Raw genomic sequence first — 18,050 nt, forward strand, 5'->3', positions numbered from 1 at the left:
TCAGCGGCCCGTGGCGCCGCGGGCCGGACGCAGCAGGCGGGTCAGCCGCCGCTTCGCGACCCCGGCGACCCCGCGCACGCCGGGGGCGAGCCGCACCGAGAGGTTCCCCGCCTGGGTGGCGTACGGCTGGACGAGCAGCACGCCGCGCCGCCTGCTCGGCACCACCGTGCGGCGCAGCAGGCCGGGCCCCGCGACGGCGTGCGCGGTCGTGTCGCGCGTCGTCCCGTCCTCGAAGTGGAGCCGCAGCCGCACGTCCCAGACGCCGTCGGCCAGCGACCCGAGGTCGATCATGACCGTGGCGGCCCAGGTGGCGCCGGGCTCCTCGGCGCGGAACGCCGCCGTCCGCCGCAGCCCCGGAAGACCGCCCTGCCGGTGCGTCAGCTCGACGTCGACCGTGGCGGGACCCGCGTCCGCCACCCGCCCGTACAGCTCGCGCAGCCGCAGGGTGAGCCGCGTGCCGCCCGCGCCCGGGCGCAGCTCGCCGTCGACCGCGAGGGGCAGCAGCCGCAGCGGGCGGACGAGCAGGTGCTCCAGGGTGACCTGGGGGAGGTCGTCGGCCCAGATGGGGGTGGCGTCGGCGGCCCTCGGGTAGGGCGGCGCGAGCCGGGCGGGGCGGGCGGCGACCTGCCTGAGCCGGTTCAGGTCGCGCGGCTCGTCGGAGGCGAGGATCACCTGGGCGATGACGCGTCCCGGCGCGGGCGCCGCGTCGAGGTCGGCGGTGTCGAACGTCGCCAGGTAGGCGCGGGTGAGGGCCCACCACTCGTGCCGGTACGCCTCGTCGCGCGCGGGGAGTTCACGGGTGTACATGCGCAGGCCGTGGTCGACGAACTTGGCGCGGGCGGCCCGCGCGAGCCGCTTGCCGCCGGTGCCGCGCGCGTCCCGCAGGATCTCCACGGACTGGCGGTGGGCCTCCATGCGGGCCTGCCAGTTGGCGACCCCGGCGCGGTCCAGGGAGATCGACAGCTTGGCGGCGGTGCGGCGCACGTGCCAGACGTAGACCGTGTCGGGCACGAGCGCGATGCGTGGCGCGGCGGCCAGGACCCGGGCGGTGAAGACGAAGTCCTCGTAGATGAAGCGGCCTTCGGGGAAGCGGACGCCGTGCTCGCGCAGGAAGTCGGTGCGGTAGAGCTTGTTGACGCAGAGCGTGTCGTGCACCAGGCGGGTGCGCAGCTCGGGACGGGCCACGAGCTGCGTCTTCTTGTAGAGCTCCGGCTGCCAGGGGATCTCGCGTCCCGAGGGCAGCTCGCGGCGCACGCACAGTCCGGAGGCGACCTCCGCGCGGTGCCGCAGCGCGGCGCCGAGCAGCGCGTCCACCGCGCCGGGCGGCAGCACGTCGTCGCTGTCGAGGAACATCACGTACGGCGCCCGTGCCGCGTCGATCCCCTCGTTGCGGGGGGTGCCGCAGCCGCCGCTGTTGGCCGTGCGGCGGATCACCCGCACCCGGCCGTCGGCGGCGGCGAGCGTGCCCAGGATGTCGCCGCTGCCGTCCGTCGAGCAGTCGTCGACGGCGATCACCTCGTGGACCGCGGGTCCCTGCGCGAGCGCGGAACGCACCGCGTCGGCGACATGGGCCGCGTCGTTGTACCCGATCACGACGACGGATACCCGGGCGGCCCGGGCGCTGTGAGAGGTCGGGGAGGCCTGGGTGGTCTGGTGCTGGGCGGGCGAATGAGGCAGGGAGCGTTCCACGGGGGAAATGTTAGAGGCTTCCGTCAATTATCCGACTAAGGGGGTTTTGGCGGCCCGGACGCCCGGCGTCACTCCCGCGCGGGAGGGGCGGGCACCCGCGCGAGGACCTCGCCGGTGCGCGAGCTCCAGTCGACCACCACGGCCTCCGGGGGAACCCGCTGGTCGGGCGAGAGGAGCAGCCACCGTACGTCGTAGCGGCGGGCGATCGTCGAGCGCTCGGCGGGGGTGGAGCCGGGGGAGAGATAGGCGCGCACGGCGGCGAGCCGGCGGTCGCGGACCCTCTCGTCGAGGGCGGGGTCCGGCCAGGCGGGGGCGACGAGGTTCACGTCGTAGCCCGGCACGGAGCGGGTGGCGTGGTAGCCGTTGGTGAGGACGACGTCGCCCCGGTGCAGGTGATCGAGTGCCCACCCGTACCCGGGCCAGCGCGGCGGCTGGTCGAAGCCGACGGGGTCCAGGGCGCGCGGCACGACGGCGCCCGCCTGGATCTGGAAGAAGCCGACACAGGCCCCCAGCGCGGCCGCCCCGGCGAGCGCGCCCCTGCGCCAGCCCCAGGGGCGGGGCGCCGCGAGCTCGATCGCCAGCGCGAACTGCAGGGGCACCAGGGTCAGGCCGAGGATGCGGCCGTACGTGTAGTGGCCGCTGAGCCAGCCGTACGCGACGACCGCGCACTCCAGGGCGAACATCAGGACCAGGGGATCCCTGCGGTTCCTGCGAAAGCGCAGCCACAGGGCGGGAAGACCCAGCAGCGCCAGCCAGAAGCGCTGCGGCATCCCGGTGTAGAGCTGACGGTGGATCCAGTCGACGGACTCGTCCCCGACCAGCGAGAAGACGCTGTAGTACGGCCAGAGCGCGGCCACCACCACCGCGGTGAGCGCGGTCGCCGTCCACGGCCACACCCTGCGGCCCGACGCCGCGAAGGCGACGACGCCGATGACCGCGGCCACCGACGAGATGGGGTGGACGAGCAGGATCAGGCCGCACAGGGCGCCGAGCCCCGCGTACGGCCACCAGCCGCGCCCCGCGCCCCGGGTCAGCGCACCCGCCCAGGCCCACGCCCAGAACGCCAGGCCGATCCCGAACGTCGACGGGTAGCCGAGGTTCCCCGTCATCGACATCAGGCCCAGATAGCCGCTCCACCACGCCATCTTGGTGCCCCACAGCAGCACCATCGCGCCCAGCGCGAGCACCGGTGCCCACGGCCGGGGCGTCAGGACGCGCACGAAGCGGCCGATGCCGGTGAGCAGGACCAGGAGGTTCAGCGGGCCCGAGAGCTTCACGACCTCCCAGCCCGCGAGGCCCGTCACCTTGGCGAACAGGCCCTGCGCGACGGCGTACGGCGAGTAGTACGGGCTGCCCTCGCCCGGCAGGTCCGCCATCGGGTGCGCCGGGTGGAGCAGGTCGTCCCTGAGGCGTTCGACGACGGCCGCGTGCTGCCCGAAGTCGCAGCACATCGGCACCCGCCAGAACGCCAGCGACATCACCAGCCAGAACAGCCCGCCGAACACGAGGTACGGGGTGGGCCGCCGGCGCCGGCCGCCGCCCAGGGCCGTGGAGCCGTGGGCGATCCGGCGGGTGAGCAGCGCCCCGCTCACCGCATGAGCCTCTCCGCGACGCGGGCCGCGGCCCCGCCGTCGTCCAGGTCGCAGTACGCGTCGCGGAACGCCGCGTACGCGTCCGCGTGCCGTGCCGTGATCGCGTCCAGGTCGCGCAGCGCCTCGACGACCTCGCCGGTGGAGGCGAGCAGCGGGCCCGGGGCGCGTGTCTCGAAGTCGAGGTAGAAGCCGCGCACCGTGTCGCGGTAGTGCTCCAGGTCGTACGCGTGGAAGAGCATCGGACGCCCGGTGTGCGCGAAGTCGAACATCAGCGAGGAGTAGTCCGTCACCAGCACGTCGGCGCAGAGCAGCAGCTCGGCCGTGCGGGGGTGTGTGGAGACGTCCCGGACGAAGGGCGCGTGGGCGCCCGGCAGGCGGCCCGAGGTCAGCGGGTGCTTGCGCACGAGCAGGACGTGGTCGTCGCCGAGCACCGACTCGGCGGCGCGGAAGTCCAGCGCGGGCTCGTAGCGGAACCTGCCCGGGGAGTACGCGAGATGGTCCCGGTAGGTCGGCGCGTACAGCACGATCTTCTTGTCCGGCGTGATGCCGAGCTCGCGGCGGACCCGCTCGGCGACCTTGCCGCGGTCCTCGGTGAACAGCACGTCGTTGCGGGGCGAGCCCGCCTCCAGGACCTCCCCGTCGTAGGCGAGGGCGCGGCCCAGGTGCGGGGTGGAGAACCGGTTCGGCGAGACGAGGACGTCCCACTGGCGGGACAGCTTCGGCAGCGCGTCCAGGTGGCCGTGGTCGGCGTACAGGGTGTCGGTCAGGTCGGTGCCGATGCGCTTGAGCGGGGCGCCGTTCCACGTCTGCACGACGGTCTGGCCCGCGCGCCGCTCGAAGAAGTCCGGCAGGTGGCCCGCGGTGACGATGCGGCGGCAGCGGGCCAGCGCCTCGTACCAGGCGGCGCTGTGCTCCTCGACGCTCTTCGCGCCCGCCGGGACGCGGGTCTGCTGGTCGTGGGTGACCCACAGGTGCTCGACGTCGGCGCCGCGCCGCACCAGCTCCTCGTGGACGGCGCGCGGCGAGTCCCCGTCGAAGTAGAGGACGGCGTCGGTCAGGGGCTGCCGGCGGCGGCTCGGGTAGTGGACGGTGCGCAGCCGGTTGCGCCGGTACGCCCCGCGCTCGGAGCGCGCGAGCACGGAGCCCGCCTCCAGGAGCAGCCGGTCCCCGAACCGCCGGTCGACGGTGAACTCCCGTCCCTGCACGTGCTGGTGGAGGGGCAGCGTGCAGGAGGCGGCGGCGAGCAGCCGCACGGGCATGCCGTCCTCGGTGCGCCCGGGGGCCCCTTCGGCGGGTCCTGTCGCCCCTGCGGCCTCCCGCAGGAACGCGTACCAGCGGCCTTCGCGCAGCGCCCCGCCGCCCGGCGCGACCCGCGCGGTGAAGCGGTCGCCGTCCCGGGTGACCGGCACCGTCAGCTCCTCGTCGCGGCCGCTGTGCCGCAGCACCAGCTCGGGCTCGGCCCAGCTGGCCGCGGCCGCCGTGCCCGCCACGGTCAGCGTGCCGTCCGCGTCCCACGTGACGCGGTCGGCGATCGGCTGCCGGGTCAGCTCGACGACCAGACGGCCCTGGTCGTTGGCGGTGGCGCACAGCTCGCGGCCCGCACGGGAGGCGTACCGGCCCGGGGGCAGGTCGAGGGTGGCGGCCAGGGACTTCAGGGTGCCGTCGGGCAGGACGAGGTTGGCCTGCCAGCGGTCGCCGTGCGGCGGCTCGACCTCCTTGGGCGCGCGGTGCGGTGTGGGCGCCACGCCCTCCAGGTCGGCCAGGCGCACGCGGACCTCGAAGCGGTCGCCCGTGAGGTGCGCCGGGTAGTCGAAGTCGGTCCTGGTGGCGGCGTGGGTCAGGCGCAGGGCGGTGGGCCGCACGCGTCCCGGCAGGCTGCCGGAGAGGACCACGTCGTCCCCGTCGCGCCGGTGGGCGTCCACGCGCGCCGCGTACTCCTGGACGCGCAGCACGAGCCGGCCCTTGCTGAAGCCGAGGACGAGCCGCAGCCCGTCCGCCAGTTCGCGCACCACGGACTGCGCGGACGCGCCCTCCGCGGCCCGCACGGCGGCCCTGCGCACCGAGCCGTGGCCGGCGACGACCACGCCGAACAGCCAGTTCCCCGGCCGCCAGCGGCCCCCGGTCTTCAGCTGCTCGGGGTCGACGGTCATCTCGAAGCCGGACAGGTCGTAGCAGTGCAGCTGCTGCCGGGACTTCTCGGTGGCCTGCGGCGCGGCGACCGTCCTGGTCGGCACGCGGCGGAACTGGCCCCTGCTGTGCGCCGACTTGAGGAGCCCGGCCTTCAGGGAGTGCCCCGGCCGGGTGGCCTCCAGGTTGCGGACGTACGCGTAACCGCTGATCCGCAGCTTCCCGTCGTCGCCCCACCGCGCCTCGCCGACCCGCGCCACCGAGGGCAGTTCGCCCCGGCCGATGCGCGACAGCTTCTCGGGGACGGGGCCCACGCCCGGGTAGACGGCGCTGCGGCGGACCTTCCCGCGCACGTGGAAGGCGGTGCCGTTGGCCCGCTCGAAGGAGAGCAGGTCGATGAGCTCGGCGGTGCGCGACTCGCGGACGAGCTGCCACTTGACGCGCAGGTCGACGGGGAGCCCCGCGATGACGTCCGGGTCGGCGCGCCGCAGGAAGGCGGCCGTGTCCGTCATGAACGCCGTGCGGTACTCGGGGCCGCCCATCGGCAGCCCCTCCAGGAAGTACACGAAGTCGTCGCGCAGGCAGGAGACGTCGTACGTCTTCTTCATCTCCGGCGCGTGCTCGGCGAGGAAGGCGCTGACGTGCGCGCACGCCGCGATCCGGTCGCGCACGCCCTTGACGTCGGTGCGCCGCCGGGTGATGGAGCCCTCGCGGACCCGCCAGTAGTAGACGTGGTCGCTGAGCACGTCCACGGATCCGGCGAGGAAGTGCGCCGGGATCATCACGGGGGTGTCCTCGTAGAGCTTGCCCTCGGGGAAGGTGAAGCGGTGCCGGTCCCAGAAGGCGCGGCGGAACACCTTGTTCCAGGCCACCCGGTCGGAGAGCAGGTCCAGGTCGCGGGCGATGTGGGTGCGGGTGCGCGGCTCGGTGAGCCACTGGTACTGCCAGGCCTGGGAGCGGCCGCGTTCGTTGAGCCGCCAGACGTTGCCGCTCGCGAAGTCGGATCCGGTCTCGTCCAGGCTCGCGATCATCCGCGCGTACGCGTCGTGCGGCACGACGTCGTCGCTGTCGACGAAGGTGAGGAACTCGGCGGTGGGGGAGGCCTTGCGCACCCCGGTGTTGCGGGCGGCGCTCAGGCCGGCGTTGCGCTGGCGCACGTAGACGAAGCGGGGGTCCTTGGCGGCGAACTCACGGGCGATGCGGGGGCTGCCGTCCGTCGAGCCGTCGTCGACGAGGATGCACTCCAGGCCGCCGCGCGCCTCGGGACCGCCCAGCAGGCCGGGACCGTCCATGGTCTGCCCGGCGATCGACTCCAGGCACTCCTCCAGAAACTCCTCGACGTTGTAGATGGGTACGACGACGCTGAGACGGGGCTGCACGGCGACCGGCCTTTCGTGGGAATACGGGCGTCTTCGTCCCCTTTGCCCGTTCTCGGGTCCCGATCGTCAACTTCTTTGCCCTCGACCACCCCAACGAGTGACGCGCGGTCTTCGACAGGCGGTGTCCGGATGGCTACGGTCGGTATCCATGACGCGCTTCTCGGTTGTCGTCCCCGCTCACCGCGTCCAGGGCTACCTGCGCGCATGCCTGGACTCGGTGCTCACCCAGTCCTTCGGCGACCTCGAACTGATCGTCGTCGACGACGCGTCGCCCGACGCCTGCGCCGCGATCGCCGCGGAGTATGCGGAGCGCGACCCCCGCCTGCAACTCGTCCGCGTGCCCGACCGGGCCGGGCCGGGACCCGCCCGCAACATCGGCACCGACCGCGCCACCGGCGACCACCTGCTCTTCCTGGACGGCGACGACCTGCTGCTCCCCGGCGCCCTCGCGGCGATCGACGCCGCGCTCTCGGCGGCGGACGACCCGGACGTGCTGCTCTGCGCCCACGACCGCGTCGACTGGTGGGAGAACGTCCGCCCCGGCGGCGACGACCTCACCGGCGACCCCCTCGCCGTCACCCCCGCCGCCTGGAACCGCGTCTTCCGGCGCGCCTTCTGGCACGCGCAGCGGCTCGCCTTCTCGCCCGGCGCCTACGAGGACGTGGTGCCGGTCCAGACGGCGACCCTGCGCGCGGGCGAGCGCGTCGCCGTCCTGGACCGGCCGTGCGTGCGCTGGCGCGAGCGCCGCGCCGGCAGCTTCTCCAAGACGCCGGGCCGGACACACTTCGCCGTCGTCGAGCGCTACGAACAGCTGCTCGCCGCCGCGGACGCCGAGGAACGCGCGCGCCTCCTGCCGATCGCCGCCGCACACCTGTTCGCCGTCCTGGAGGACACCGGGCGGATCACGGAGGGCGACCGGCGCGACTTCTTCCGTGAGGCGTCCCGCCTGCACCGGACCTACGCACCCGGCGGCACCGCACCCGGCACCCCCGAGGGCAAGGCCCTGGCCACCGGCTCGTACGCCGCCTACGAAGGGATCCGCAAGGCCGAGACGCGCCGCCTGCGCCTCACCCGGCAGCTGCGGCGGCGCAAGAAGGACCTGCGGGCCCGCGCCATGCGCGCCGCCTACCGCGCCGACCTGCGCCGCTCCCTGGACCCCAACCTCGCGGTCTACGGCGCCTACTGGAACCGGGGCGTCTCCTGCAACCCGGCCGCGATCCACGCCAAGGCCCGCGAACTCGCCCCGCACATCCGGGGTGTCTTCGTGGTGTCCAGCCGCAACAAGCACCGGGTGCCGCCCGGCGTCGACCACGTCATCGAGGGCTCACGGCGCTACTGGCAGGCGATGGCCACGGCGACGTACCTGGTCAACAACTCCAGCTTCCCCGGCGGCTTCACCAAGCGCCCCGGCCAGGTCTACCTCCAGACCCACCACGGCACCCCGCTCAAGACGATGGGCCTGGACCAGCGCCGCTACCCGGCCGGCACGCACGGCATCAGCTTCCAGAAGGTCCTCGACCACACCGACCAGTGGGACTTCAGCCTCTCGTCGAACCCGCACTCCACCGAGATCTGGGAGCGCGTCTACCCCTCCGGGGCCTACCAGGCCCTGGAGGCGGGCTACCCCCGCAACGACGTGTACTTCACCACGAGCGCCGAGGACATCGCGGGCATCCGGGCCCGGCTGGGCGTCGGCGACGGGCGCACCGTGCTGCTGTACGCGCCCACCCACCGCGACTACCAGAAGGGCTTCCTCCCCCGCCTCGACCTGCGCCGCTTCGCCGAGCGGCTCGGCCCCTCCTACGTCGTGCTCGTGCGCGCCCACTACTTCTACGGCGCCGACGCGGGCCTGGAGGACCACCCGCAGCTCGTCGACGTCACCGGGCACCCGCGCGTGGAGGAGCTGTGCCTGGCCGCCGACGCGCTCGTCACGGACTACTCGTCGCTGATGTTCGACTACGCCTGCCTGGACCGCCCGATCGTCACCTACGCGCCCGACTGGCAGGCCTACCGCCTCGCCCGCGGCACCTACTTCGACCTGCTCTCCGGGCGGCCCGGCGAGACCCCGGGAGCCGTCGCGTCCGGCGAGGACGAGCTGGCCGGCCTCTTCCGGCTCGGCGGCTGGGACACCCCGGAGACGACGGCGCTGCGGTCGGCATTCCGCGAGCGCTTCTGCGCCTACGACGACGGGAAGGCCGCCGAACGCGTCGTGCGGAGGCTCTTCCTGGGCGGCGGTGCTCAGGTCCCGGAGGGCGCCTCGCGGGAGGAGCGCACCTCGTAGGGCGAGCGCACCGGGAAGTACGCCGTCAGGAACGACCGGATGGCGAGCGCCATCTCCTCGTCGGCCACCCCGCCGTCGGGCGACTCGCCGATGCAGAACGCGGTCCTGTCGCGGTTCTGCAGCAGCCGCCCCAGGCGCGCGTGGTCGGCCCGGTCGCCGATGTCCACGAAGTCGTAGGAGATCCCGCCGGGCACGGCACGGCCGGTGAGGTAGGCGTAGTGCTGGTGCAGCGAGGAGACCAGCGCGAGGTCGTCGCGGGAGCGGAAGCGGCTGCGGGCCGTGGCCGCCGTCTGCTCGGGGAAGCGCTCGGTGATCTCCTCGAGGACGCTGCGGCGCAGCGCGTAGGGCACGTGGAAGAAGCTGTGCGTCGTCGTCCTGCCGAACTCCCCGCGCAGCAGCTCGCGGTTGTTCTTGGCCGCCGCCAGGTAGCCCTCGTCGCCGGGCGTGACCGGCAGCGCGGGCACGGACGCCGACGACCAGAAGAAGCGGGCCAGGCCGTTGCTGAGGAAGAAGGTGTCCGGGGCGGTGGGGCGGCCCAGGAACATGTCGTCGTTGAAGTAGAGGAAGTGCTCCGACAGGCCCTCGATGCGGTGCAGCTGGGACTCGATGGAGTGCGAGTTGAAGGTCGGCAGGCACGCATCGGGGTCGGCGAACAGGTCGCGGTGGTCGACGACGGTGAGGCCGGGGTGGTCCCGGTCCAGCCAGGGCGGGCTCTGGCCCGCGGTGACCAGGTACACGTGCCGGATCCACGGCGCGTACATCGCCAGCGAGCGCAGGGAGAACCGGAGTTCGTCGCGGTTGCGGAAGCGCACGGCGCCGTTGTCGGCCGACGTGTCGCCGCCGCCGAGCGCCGCGTCGCGGCCGGCCCGCCACTCGGGGTCGGAGTCGTCGACCCAGGTGTAGACCGCGTCGACGGGGAAGTCGACGTCCTTGACGAGCAGTTCGGTGAACACGTCGAGGGTGGGGTACGTCCGGTCGGCCACGCGCAGCGTCGCCGTCGGGGTGAGCGAGGGGAGCTCCGCGCCCGCGAGCGTCGCGCCGAACGGGGCGTGGAAGGAGCCCTCGGGCGTCCGGGGCCAGAACGCCACCGTGCAGGCGAGCCCCGCGCCGTGCCGCAGCGACAGCGTGGTCGTGGTCACCGGCTTGAAGAGCTTGAGGCCCGCCAACTCCCCGATGGAGTCCAGGCGTTCGGCGAGGACCGTGCCGGGCGCCGCGTCGCGCGGGTTGACCAGCTCGGCGTAGACCGGCTGCCCGCGCAGCGCGCCGGCGAGGGCCTTCAGCGCGCGGTCGCGGTCGTCCTCGGCGACGGCCAGCGTGTGGCAGGTGCCGTTCGAGGTGCGGACCAGGGCGTGGGGGACGTCCTGCGCCGCCAGGGCGTCCGCCGCGATCCGCAGGTTCCAGCGGGCCATGTCCGGGGCGAGGACGTCGTCGCGCCGCTCGGCGAGACGGCCCACCGAGCGGATGACGCGGCCCGTGGTGTCGGCGGCGAGGATCTCCGCCTCGCGGGCGTGCTCGTCGGCGGCCGCCGCGGCGTCGAAGGTGTGCGGGGCGGTGGGCCGGAAGCCGCAGCCGCCGGACGCGACGCCGAGCGCCACCCGGTCCGCGCGCCCGTCCAGCCGCTCGGGCCGGTCCCGCCCGGCGACGAGCCGCGTGTACAGCTCTTCCCAGCGCGCGGTGACGTCCGCCGAGGAGAAGCGGGCGTAGACACCCTCGCGCGCCGCCTTCGCGTACCGGCGGCGCTTCGTGTCGTCCCCCATCAACTCGTCCATGGCGAGCGCGAGTTCCTTGACGTCGCCGGGCGGCACGAGCAGCCCGTCGACGCGGTGCCGCACGATCTCCGCGGGCCCGGTCAGCACGTCGTACGTGACGACGGGGACCCCGGCGGCGAGCGCTTCGAGGAGCACCAGCGGGAACGCCTCGTTGTGCCCGGCGGTCAGCAGGCTCAGCCCCGCCTTGGCCCACTCGGCGGCCATGTCCCTGCACGGGCCGAGGAGTTCGACCCGGTCGTGCAGGCCGAACCCGTCCACCAGGCGGCGCAGGTGCCGCTCGCGGTGGCCGTCGCCGAAGATCCGCAGCGTCCAGTCGGGGTGTGCGTCGGCTATGCGCGCGAAGGCCCGGACGGCGTGGTCGACGCGCTTCTCGCCGGTCAGCCGCGCCGCCATGACGATGACCTTGCTCTCGCCGTCCGCGCGCGGCCGGAAGCCGTCGGGCACCGCGTTGGGGATCACGGCGAGCTCGGGGGCGGTGGCGCCCAGGGACTCCGCGAGCCAGTCGCGGGTCCGCCCGGTCAGCGTGACCAGCGCGTCCAGCCGCGGCGCGTGCAGCAGCAACGGTTCGCCCGACGGGCCGCGCCGCTGGGTGGGGCGGTGCTCCTGGTGGACGGTGACGACCCGCGCGGGCACCAGCGCCACGGCGGCGGCGAGCAGCGCCGGCGTGGTGGTGACCAGCACGTCGGTGTCCAGGGTGCCGAGCGCGGCGGTCATCTCGACGTCCGAGAGCCGGTCGAAGGCGTCCTCCCAGGCGGGCCTGATCAGCTCGCTGGGCAGTGCGGCGAGCGTGCGGCACGCGGCATCGTCCAACGCGCTCTCACGCACCGGCCGTTCGGGCGTGCCGGTGCGGTCCACCAGGTGGCGCACGGTCAGCCCGCGGGCCTCGGGGAAGAACGGCTCGGCGCGGGTCCGGAAGACGGAGAGCACCTCGACCTCGACGCCGGGCCGCTCGGCCAGGTGCCGCGCCTGGGTGTAGGTGGCGAGCTCCGTGCCGCCCATCTCGTCGCCCCAGCCCAGCAGGTACGTGATCTTCATGAGCTCTCCTCCGTGACGGCGGTGATGTCCCAGCACGTGACCGCGAAGGCGCCGGACGCGGTGAAGTGGGCGTGCGCCCTGACGAGCGCGCCGCCGGGCAGCGCGTGGACGCGGAAGGGGGTCGGGCAGGCGGCGGCCGGGTCCCGCACGTCGGACAGCCACCGCCCCAGCGGCCGCGTCCCCACCCGGAAGTCCCACACCCACTGGCCTTCCCCCGCCCCGGCCATCGCGGCGAGCGGCACCCGCAGCGTGAACGCCTCGCCCTGCCAGGCCACTTCGGCCGGTACGACGACGCCGTCCCGCCGCCGCACCGCCTCGGCCCCGCCGGGCAGGGCCCCGGCGACGAGCCGCCCGTGCACGGTGATGCCGTCGCCCGACGGCACGAACCGCACGAGCTCCGCGCGCGGCCGCGACCGCGTCGCCTGGAGCACCGCCCGCCCGCTGCGGGCCCGCACGATCCGCACGAGCGTGCCGGTCAGCGGGTCGGGGGCGTGCCGCGCGGTCGGTGTGGCGGGCGGTGGGCCGGTGTCGACGGGGGCGAGGCCGTAGCGGCGTACGCGGCCGTCGGCGCCCCGTGCCTCGACGCCGACCCGCCACACGCCGTCCCGCAGACCGCGCAGGGTCGCGGTGGCGGCCAGGAGGGGCACGGAACCGGAGTGCGGCTCGCGGACGAGGGGGACGGCGAGCCTGCGGTGGCCGCGGCTGATCAGGAGCCGGGCGCGGTCCGTGCCGTCGGGGAGGGCGTCCGCGGCGAGAGCGAGGTTGAGTGTCCGGCTGTCGCGGAGCGAGAGGTGCACGGGGGAGAGGAGCGGGAGGGCGCGTCCGGTGCGGGTGCCTGTGCCTGCCCCCGTGCCTGTGCCTGCCCCCGCGCCTGTCCCTGTCCCCGTGCCTGAGCCGCGGCCGGTCGCCGGGCCGGGGCCCACCCGGTTCACCCGGCCCGCCACCGCCCGCTCCAGCCGGAAGCGCGTGGTCCGCGCGGCGGCGCGCAGGCGCCGGACCAGGGGAGGCGGCGGCCCGGAGAGCCGGGGCGGAACGAACCATATGTGGTGCATCTGTCCACTCTGGCCCGATCCGCCCGGGACCTCTCGCGCAGTTACGCCATTCCGGCCGGTCAGCCCCGCTTGACGCGGCGCACCGCGCGCGTGATCACCGGCGGCAGCACGTTCAGCGCGATACGGCGGGCCAGGGAGCGCTTCGCGGGCGCGTCCGGTGCGGGGGCCGCGGCCTGCGCGGGGACCTTCGCGGCGGGGGCCGCGGGCACATCGGCGGGCGTCGGCCTGGCGGCGGGCTTCGGCTTCGGCTTGCCCTTCTTCGCGGCGAGGCGCAGCACCACCGCGCCGTCGATCAGGTCCTCCGCCAGCGTGCAGCCCGCCTCGTCCGCGGCCCAGGCGCGCAGCCGCTCCTGGAGCTCGGCGGTCTCGCCCCACGTCGCGTACATCTTGCTGCCCGAGACGCACACCGGCCGCATGCCCTTGGCGAAGACGGCCTCCCAGACGGCGGCGGAGACGCCGGGGGTGTGCTCGGTGCGGTAGTCGTCGAGCGAGACGACGCCGTAGGGGCGCAGGATCTTGCGGGTGGTGTCGATGTCGACGCTGACGTCCTCGTACATGTGCGAGGCGTCGATGTGGATGAAGCGGCAGCTGTCGGCGGGGATGGTGTCGGCGAGGACGTTGGTGCGGCCCTGCACGAGTGTGGGCAGCGTGTCGTGGAAGGCGAGGTAGTTGGTCTCGAACGCCTGCAGCGACAGGGTCTTCCGGTAGAAGTCGCGGGTCTCCTCGCGGCTGTAGGAGCCCTGCGACTCGTCGCCGAACAGGTCGCAGACCGTGAAGGTCTCGCCCTCCTGGACGTGCCGCCCCATCACGATCGTGGACTTGCCGAGGTAGCAGCCCATCTCCAGGACGTCACCGCCGCGCTCGGCGGTGGCCTCCAGGAAGAACGCGAACAGCTGCTGGTCCAGGCGGTGGAACCAGCCGGGGACGTCGTCGAGGGTGGCGGGCTTGGCCGGTGCGTTCTCGGTGGTGCTCGTGGTGCTCGTGGTGCTCGTGCTCATGGACGGGGCTCCTTCTGAAGGGGTGGGGAAATCCGTGCGTACGTGGCCGGGTGCCGGGTGCCGGGTGCCGGGTGCCGGGTGCCGGGTGCCGGGACGCCGGGGAGGGGGAGCGGTGGGTCAGGAGAGGCGCTGTCCGGGGCGGAAGACCTCGCCGCAGCCGCCGCGCCGGCCCGCCTCCTGCTCGCGCAGGATCCGGCCGACCTCGCGCTCGGCCCAGGCCCGCGTCGCCGCGAGCCGCGCGGGGTCCTTGACGGCGTCGGCGCGCACCCAGTCGCCGCCGTCGCCGTGCCTGCTCCGCTCCGCGTACAGGAGGATGTAGCCCTGCTCGGCCATCCGCCGGGGCGTGAGGCCCGGGTAGCTCGCCCAGTAGCCGTGCGCGTGCACGAGGGTCGGCCTGAGCGTGCCGAACACGTGGGACCGCAGCGCCGCCATGTCCTCGGCGGCGAACGCGTCGGCGAGGTCCGGTTCCGTGAGGCCGGCCAGGTCCTGCACCACGAGGTCGCTGGTGAGCAGCGTGCCGCCCAGGTCCGGGGTGAGGAAGCTGGCGTTCTTCAGGCCGAGCCGGTCCGCGTACTCGTTGAAGGCCGCGCCGTAGCGGTCCACGACCACGCACATCGGCAGCGTCGGGTGCGCGCGGAACTCGGCGGCCTTCTCGCGCTGCCCGCCCCACGCCAGGAGCAGCGCCCCGCCGACCGTGACGGCGGTGACGGCGCGGGCCCGGACCGGGCCGCGCTCCACCAGGGCGACCGTCGCGAGGCAGAGCGCGAAGGCGGCGAGCGCCCACACCGGGGTGGCGAAGCGGTACATGCCCATCCAGTCGGGCTTGAGCACCCCGAAGGAGGACAGGGTGAGTGCCAGCGGCAGCAGCACGGCGGCCAGGCCGTCCCGCACCGGGCCGGGGCGGCCGAGCGCCGCGCCGGTCACGGCCGCCGCGACGAGCACCGCCGTCCAGCCCGCGAACGCCAGCAACTCGCCGCTGTGCGCGAAGAGTTCTAGGGTCGGCGGCTGCTGGGCCTTGGCCACGGCGGTGTTGGGCACGAGCCGCCCGAACACCGCGTACCGCCACCCGAGGAAGGCCCCGTACGGCACCAGGAAGACCGCCGCCCCGAGCGCCGCCGCCCGCAGCGAGGGCAGCAGCCGCGCCCGCGTCACGTGCAGGAGGAGCAGCAGCGGGTGGACCGCGGCGAGCACCGCGCCGTCGGGCCGGGTCAGCGCGGCGGTGAGCGCGAGCAGCCCGGCCGCCACCGCGGGCCCGCGCGCGAGCAGCGTCCCGCCGGTCGCCGCTCTGGCCAGGACCGCGGCCAGCGCGGTCGCCGCCAGCGCGTACAGCGGATTCTCCAGGCCCGAGAACATCCAGGCGGTGAAGGAGACGTTGGAGGCGAGCAGCACCCCGGCGAGCGCGGTCACCGCCCAGGAGTGCCGGACCGTGCGGCGCGCCGCCCAGGAGATCGCCAGCAGGATGCCGAGCGCGCACAGCAGGCCGAGCAGCTTCGGGTAGAGCACCAGATCGGGGACGCCGAAGTAGGCCCGGTGGTCGAAGAGCCCGAGCCGCCGCCCGGCCAGCAGCAGCGCGAGCCACGACGGGTTGGAGTAGCCCTCCACGGGCGGCGAGCCCGCCTGCTGGACCGGGCCGAGCCCCTCGTCGATGCTGCGCGCGTACGCGAAGGTGATCGCCGCGTCGTCGACCATCCACTGGCCGAGCCGGGCGCCCTGCGAGCCGATGAGGGCGGTGCCCGCCACGGCGGCGCCCACGTCGGGCAGCCAGGTCCGCCGGCGGGGCGTGCCCGCGGGCCCGCCGAGGCCGGGCTCGGCGGCGGGGCGGGGGATCGTCTGCGTCATGACCGGCCCCCGTCGACCAGCCCGACGGCGGGCTCCGCGGCCGGGCCCGGCTCCTGGGCGGGGATCGCCGTGGGCGGCTGCCCGCCGAGCATCAGGCGGCTCACCACGCGGGCGGCCGCGTGCCCGTCGTCGTACCCGCAGAACCGCTCGCGGAAGGCGGCCCGCAGCCGCGCCGCGCGCTCGTCGGCGTACGCGCCGCTGCGGAAGAGGCCCGCGAGGCGGTCCGTGTCGGTGGACACGTGGCCCGGTGGCTCGGCGAGCACGTCGAAGTAGACGCCTCGGTTGGCCCGGTACGTCTCCCAGTCGTCGGCGTGCAGGACGATCGGGCGGTCCAGGTGCGCGTAGTCGAACATCAGGGACGAGTAGTCCGTGACGAGGGCGTCGGAGGCGAGCATCAGGTCCTCGACCGAGGGCTCGTCGGTGACGTCGATGAGCAGCCCCCGGCGCGCCAGGTCCGCCAGCTCCAGGCCGCGCACGGGGTGTTTGGCCAGCGAGGGGTGCAGCCGCACCAGGACGGTGTGCCCGGGGCCGAGCGCCCGCGTGAACGCCTCCAGGTCGACGCGCCGGACGTACCCCGTCGCGTGGTGGTCGCGCTGCGTCGGCGCGTACAGCACGACGGTGTCGCCCTGCGGGACGCCGAGGCGGCGCCGGACCAGGTCGCCGTGCGCGGGCTCCGCGGTGAACAGGACGTCGTTGCGCGGGCTGCCGGTGGGCAGCGAGGTGAAGTGGCAGGGGTAGGCGCGGGCCCAGACCCGCTCGGAGTGCGGGTTGGCGGCCAGGCTGTAGTCCCAGCGGTCGCAACGGCGCAGCATCGCGCGGACGTTGGTCCGGTGGGTGGCCGCCGGGTGCCCGAGCAGGTCGAGGCCCATGTGCTTGAGCGGGGTGCCCTGGTGGGTGTGGAGGTGCACGGCGCCCTCGCGCTTGACCAGGTCGTGCGCCCAGTTGACGTTGTTCACGAAGTACGTGGCGCGGGCGACCGTCGCCCAGTAGCGCAGGGAGTTCGGCCGGACGTGGTCGGTGCCGGGCGGCAGGCCGGCCACCGCGTCCGGGCGCACCACCCACACGGACCTGATGTGCGGGGCCAGTTGGCGGGCCCTGCGGTGGATCGCGGCCGGGTCGCCGAGGACCCCGCGGTGGTGCGAGGCGGAGTACACGGCCAGGTGCGGATCCAGGGCGCGCAGCGACAGGAGGCGGTGGACCAGGCGCTTGGCCCGCCACGAGGTCCGGTTGCGCAGCCTGGTGCGGCGCTTCTTCAGCCGGGCGAGCGCCGCGCGGTACCCGCGGTGCGCGGCGAACAGCCAGTAGGGGGCGCGGGACAGGAGCCGCAGCGCGGTGCGGCGCCCGGTGACCGGCAGCCGGAACTCCGCGGGGCGGTGGCGCTGGAACTGGCGGGCCGCCAGGCGGTAGAACTCCGGCTTGTCGCGGTCGGGCAGCCGGTTGCTCTTGTCGAGGATCTCCAGGCAGTGCTCGGCCATGCGCCGGTGCAGGTACGGGCGCCAGGCCGCCGACAGCTCGGGGTGCGCGTCGAGGAAGGCGAAGACCCGCTCGTACTGGTCGAGGATGTCGAAGTGCTTGCGGCTCGTGGTGCGCAGGATGTTGCCCTGGCGGCGCTGGCGGTAGAGCAGGCAGACCCGGTCCAGGACGGCGATGCGCCCGGCGGACATCATCACCGGGAAGGTCCAGGGCGTGTCCTCGTAGTAGCCGGGCGGAAAGGCGAACCCGTGCCGCTCGGTGAAGTCCCTGCGGTACGCCTTGTTCCACACGACCATGATCAGGTCGAGGAACTCGGGGCGCTCGGCGGCGGTGAACACCTCGTCGCCCGCGGCGGCGAAGATCCCGTGCATGATGTTGCGGTGGTGGCCGCCCCACCAGTGCGTGCGGGCGTAGTCGAAGATCAGTACGTCCGGGTCGTCCGCGGCGTCGAGCCGGTGCGCGAGCGCCTCCAGGGTGCCGGGCGTGTAGGTGTCGTCGCTGTCGAGGAAGAGCAGGTAGTCGCCCCGCGCGTACGGCATACCGGCGTTGCGGGCCCGTCCCAGGCCCACGTTCTGCGCCAGGTGCACCGCCGTCACCCGCTCGTCGCGCGCCGCGTACTCGTCGATGATCGCTCCGCAGCCGTCGGGCGAGCAGTCGTTGACGGCGATGACCTCGAAGTCCGTGAAGGACTGGTCGAGCACCGAGTCGAGGCACTCGCGCAGGAAGCCCTGGACCTGGTAGGCGGGGACGATGATGCTGAAACGGGGCACGGTGATTCCACGGGTCGTGACGGATGGGACAGGGCGCGGTACACCG

Annotated in this window: 9 protein-coding genes; 1 reads left to right on the top strand and 8 read right to left on the bottom strand. The window is 74.4% G+C overall.

All coding sequences use genetic code 11. The features are described from left to right. The 3 genes from ACZ592_RS25795 to ACZ592_RS25805 form a co-directional block, all read right to left on the bottom strand. Positions 1-1,593, bottom strand: coding sequence for a glycosyltransferase family 2 protein (locus tag ACZ592_RS25795; RefSeq protein ID WP_471584387.1), 1,593 nt, complete (start codon positions 1,591-1,593; stop codon positions 1-3). Between the two features lie 164 nt (positions 1,594-1,757). After that, positions 1,758-3,281 carry a hypothetical protein gene (locus ACZ592_RS25800; protein ID WP_471584013.1) on the bottom strand — a complete coding sequence of 508 codons (1,524 nt, stop codon included), beginning with the start codon at positions 3,279-3,281 and terminating at the stop codon, positions 1,758-1,760. Beyond that, positions 3,278-6,787 (bottom strand): bifunctional glycosyltransferase/CDP-glycerol:glycerophosphate glycerophosphotransferase, encoded by a 3,510-nt coding sequence (locus tag ACZ592_RS25805; protein ID WP_471584014.1) that lies wholly within the window; start codon positions 6,785-6,787, stop codon positions 3,278-3,280. The genes ACZ592_RS25800 and ACZ592_RS25805 overlap by 4 nt, the downstream gene beginning before the upstream one ends. A gap of 148 nt (positions 6,788-6,935) precedes the next feature. On the opposite strand from ACZ592_RS25805, the gene ACZ592_RS25810 reads away from it, so the two are divergent. Beyond that, on the top strand, positions 6,936-9,068 hold the full coding sequence (locus ACZ592_RS25810) for a bifunctional glycosyltransferase/CDP-glycerol:glycerophosphate glycerophosphotransferase (protein WP_471584015.1): 2,133 nt from the start codon (positions 6,936-6,938) through the stop codon (positions 9,066-9,068). On the opposite strand, the gene ACZ592_RS25815 is transcribed toward ACZ592_RS25810, so the two are convergent. From ACZ592_RS25815 to ACZ592_RS25835, 5 genes are all read right to left on the bottom strand, one after another. Further along, complete coding sequence (locus ACZ592_RS25815; protein ID WP_471584016.1) at positions 9,026-11,872, bottom strand: stealth conserved region 3 domain-containing protein; 2,847 nt, start codon at positions 11,870-11,872, stop codon at positions 9,026-9,028. The two genes, ACZ592_RS25810 and ACZ592_RS25815, sit on opposite strands and share 43 nt — an antisense overlap. After that, the gene (locus ACZ592_RS25820; RefSeq protein WP_471584017.1) at positions 11,869-12,924 is read right to left on the bottom strand and encodes a hypothetical protein; all 1,056 of its coding nucleotides are present in this window, start codon (positions 12,922-12,924) and stop codon (positions 11,869-11,871) included. The genes ACZ592_RS25815 and ACZ592_RS25820 overlap by 4 nt, the downstream gene beginning before the upstream one ends. A gap of 59 nt (positions 12,925-12,983) precedes the next feature. Continuing rightward, complete coding sequence (locus ACZ592_RS25825; RefSeq protein ID WP_471584018.1) at positions 12,984-13,922, bottom strand: class I SAM-dependent methyltransferase; 939 nt, start codon at positions 13,920-13,922, stop codon at positions 12,984-12,986. 117 nt (positions 13,923-14,039) lie between these two features. Further along, a complete protein-coding gene (locus tag ACZ592_RS25830) occupies positions 14,040-15,761 on the bottom strand; it encodes a hypothetical protein (RefSeq protein WP_471584019.1) in 1,722 nt (573 codons plus the stop codon). After that, positions 15,758-18,004 (bottom strand): bifunctional glycosyltransferase/CDP-glycerol:glycerophosphate glycerophosphotransferase, encoded by a 2,247-nt coding sequence (locus tag ACZ592_RS25835; protein WP_471584020.1) that lies wholly within the window; start codon positions 18,002-18,004, stop codon positions 15,758-15,760. Before ACZ592_RS25835 ends, ACZ592_RS25830 begins: the two co-directional genes overlap by 4 nt. Between the last annotated feature and the right edge of the window lie 46 nt (positions 18,005-18,050).

It is taken from the genome of Streptomyces sp. NPDC040622, from assembly GCF_055593965.1.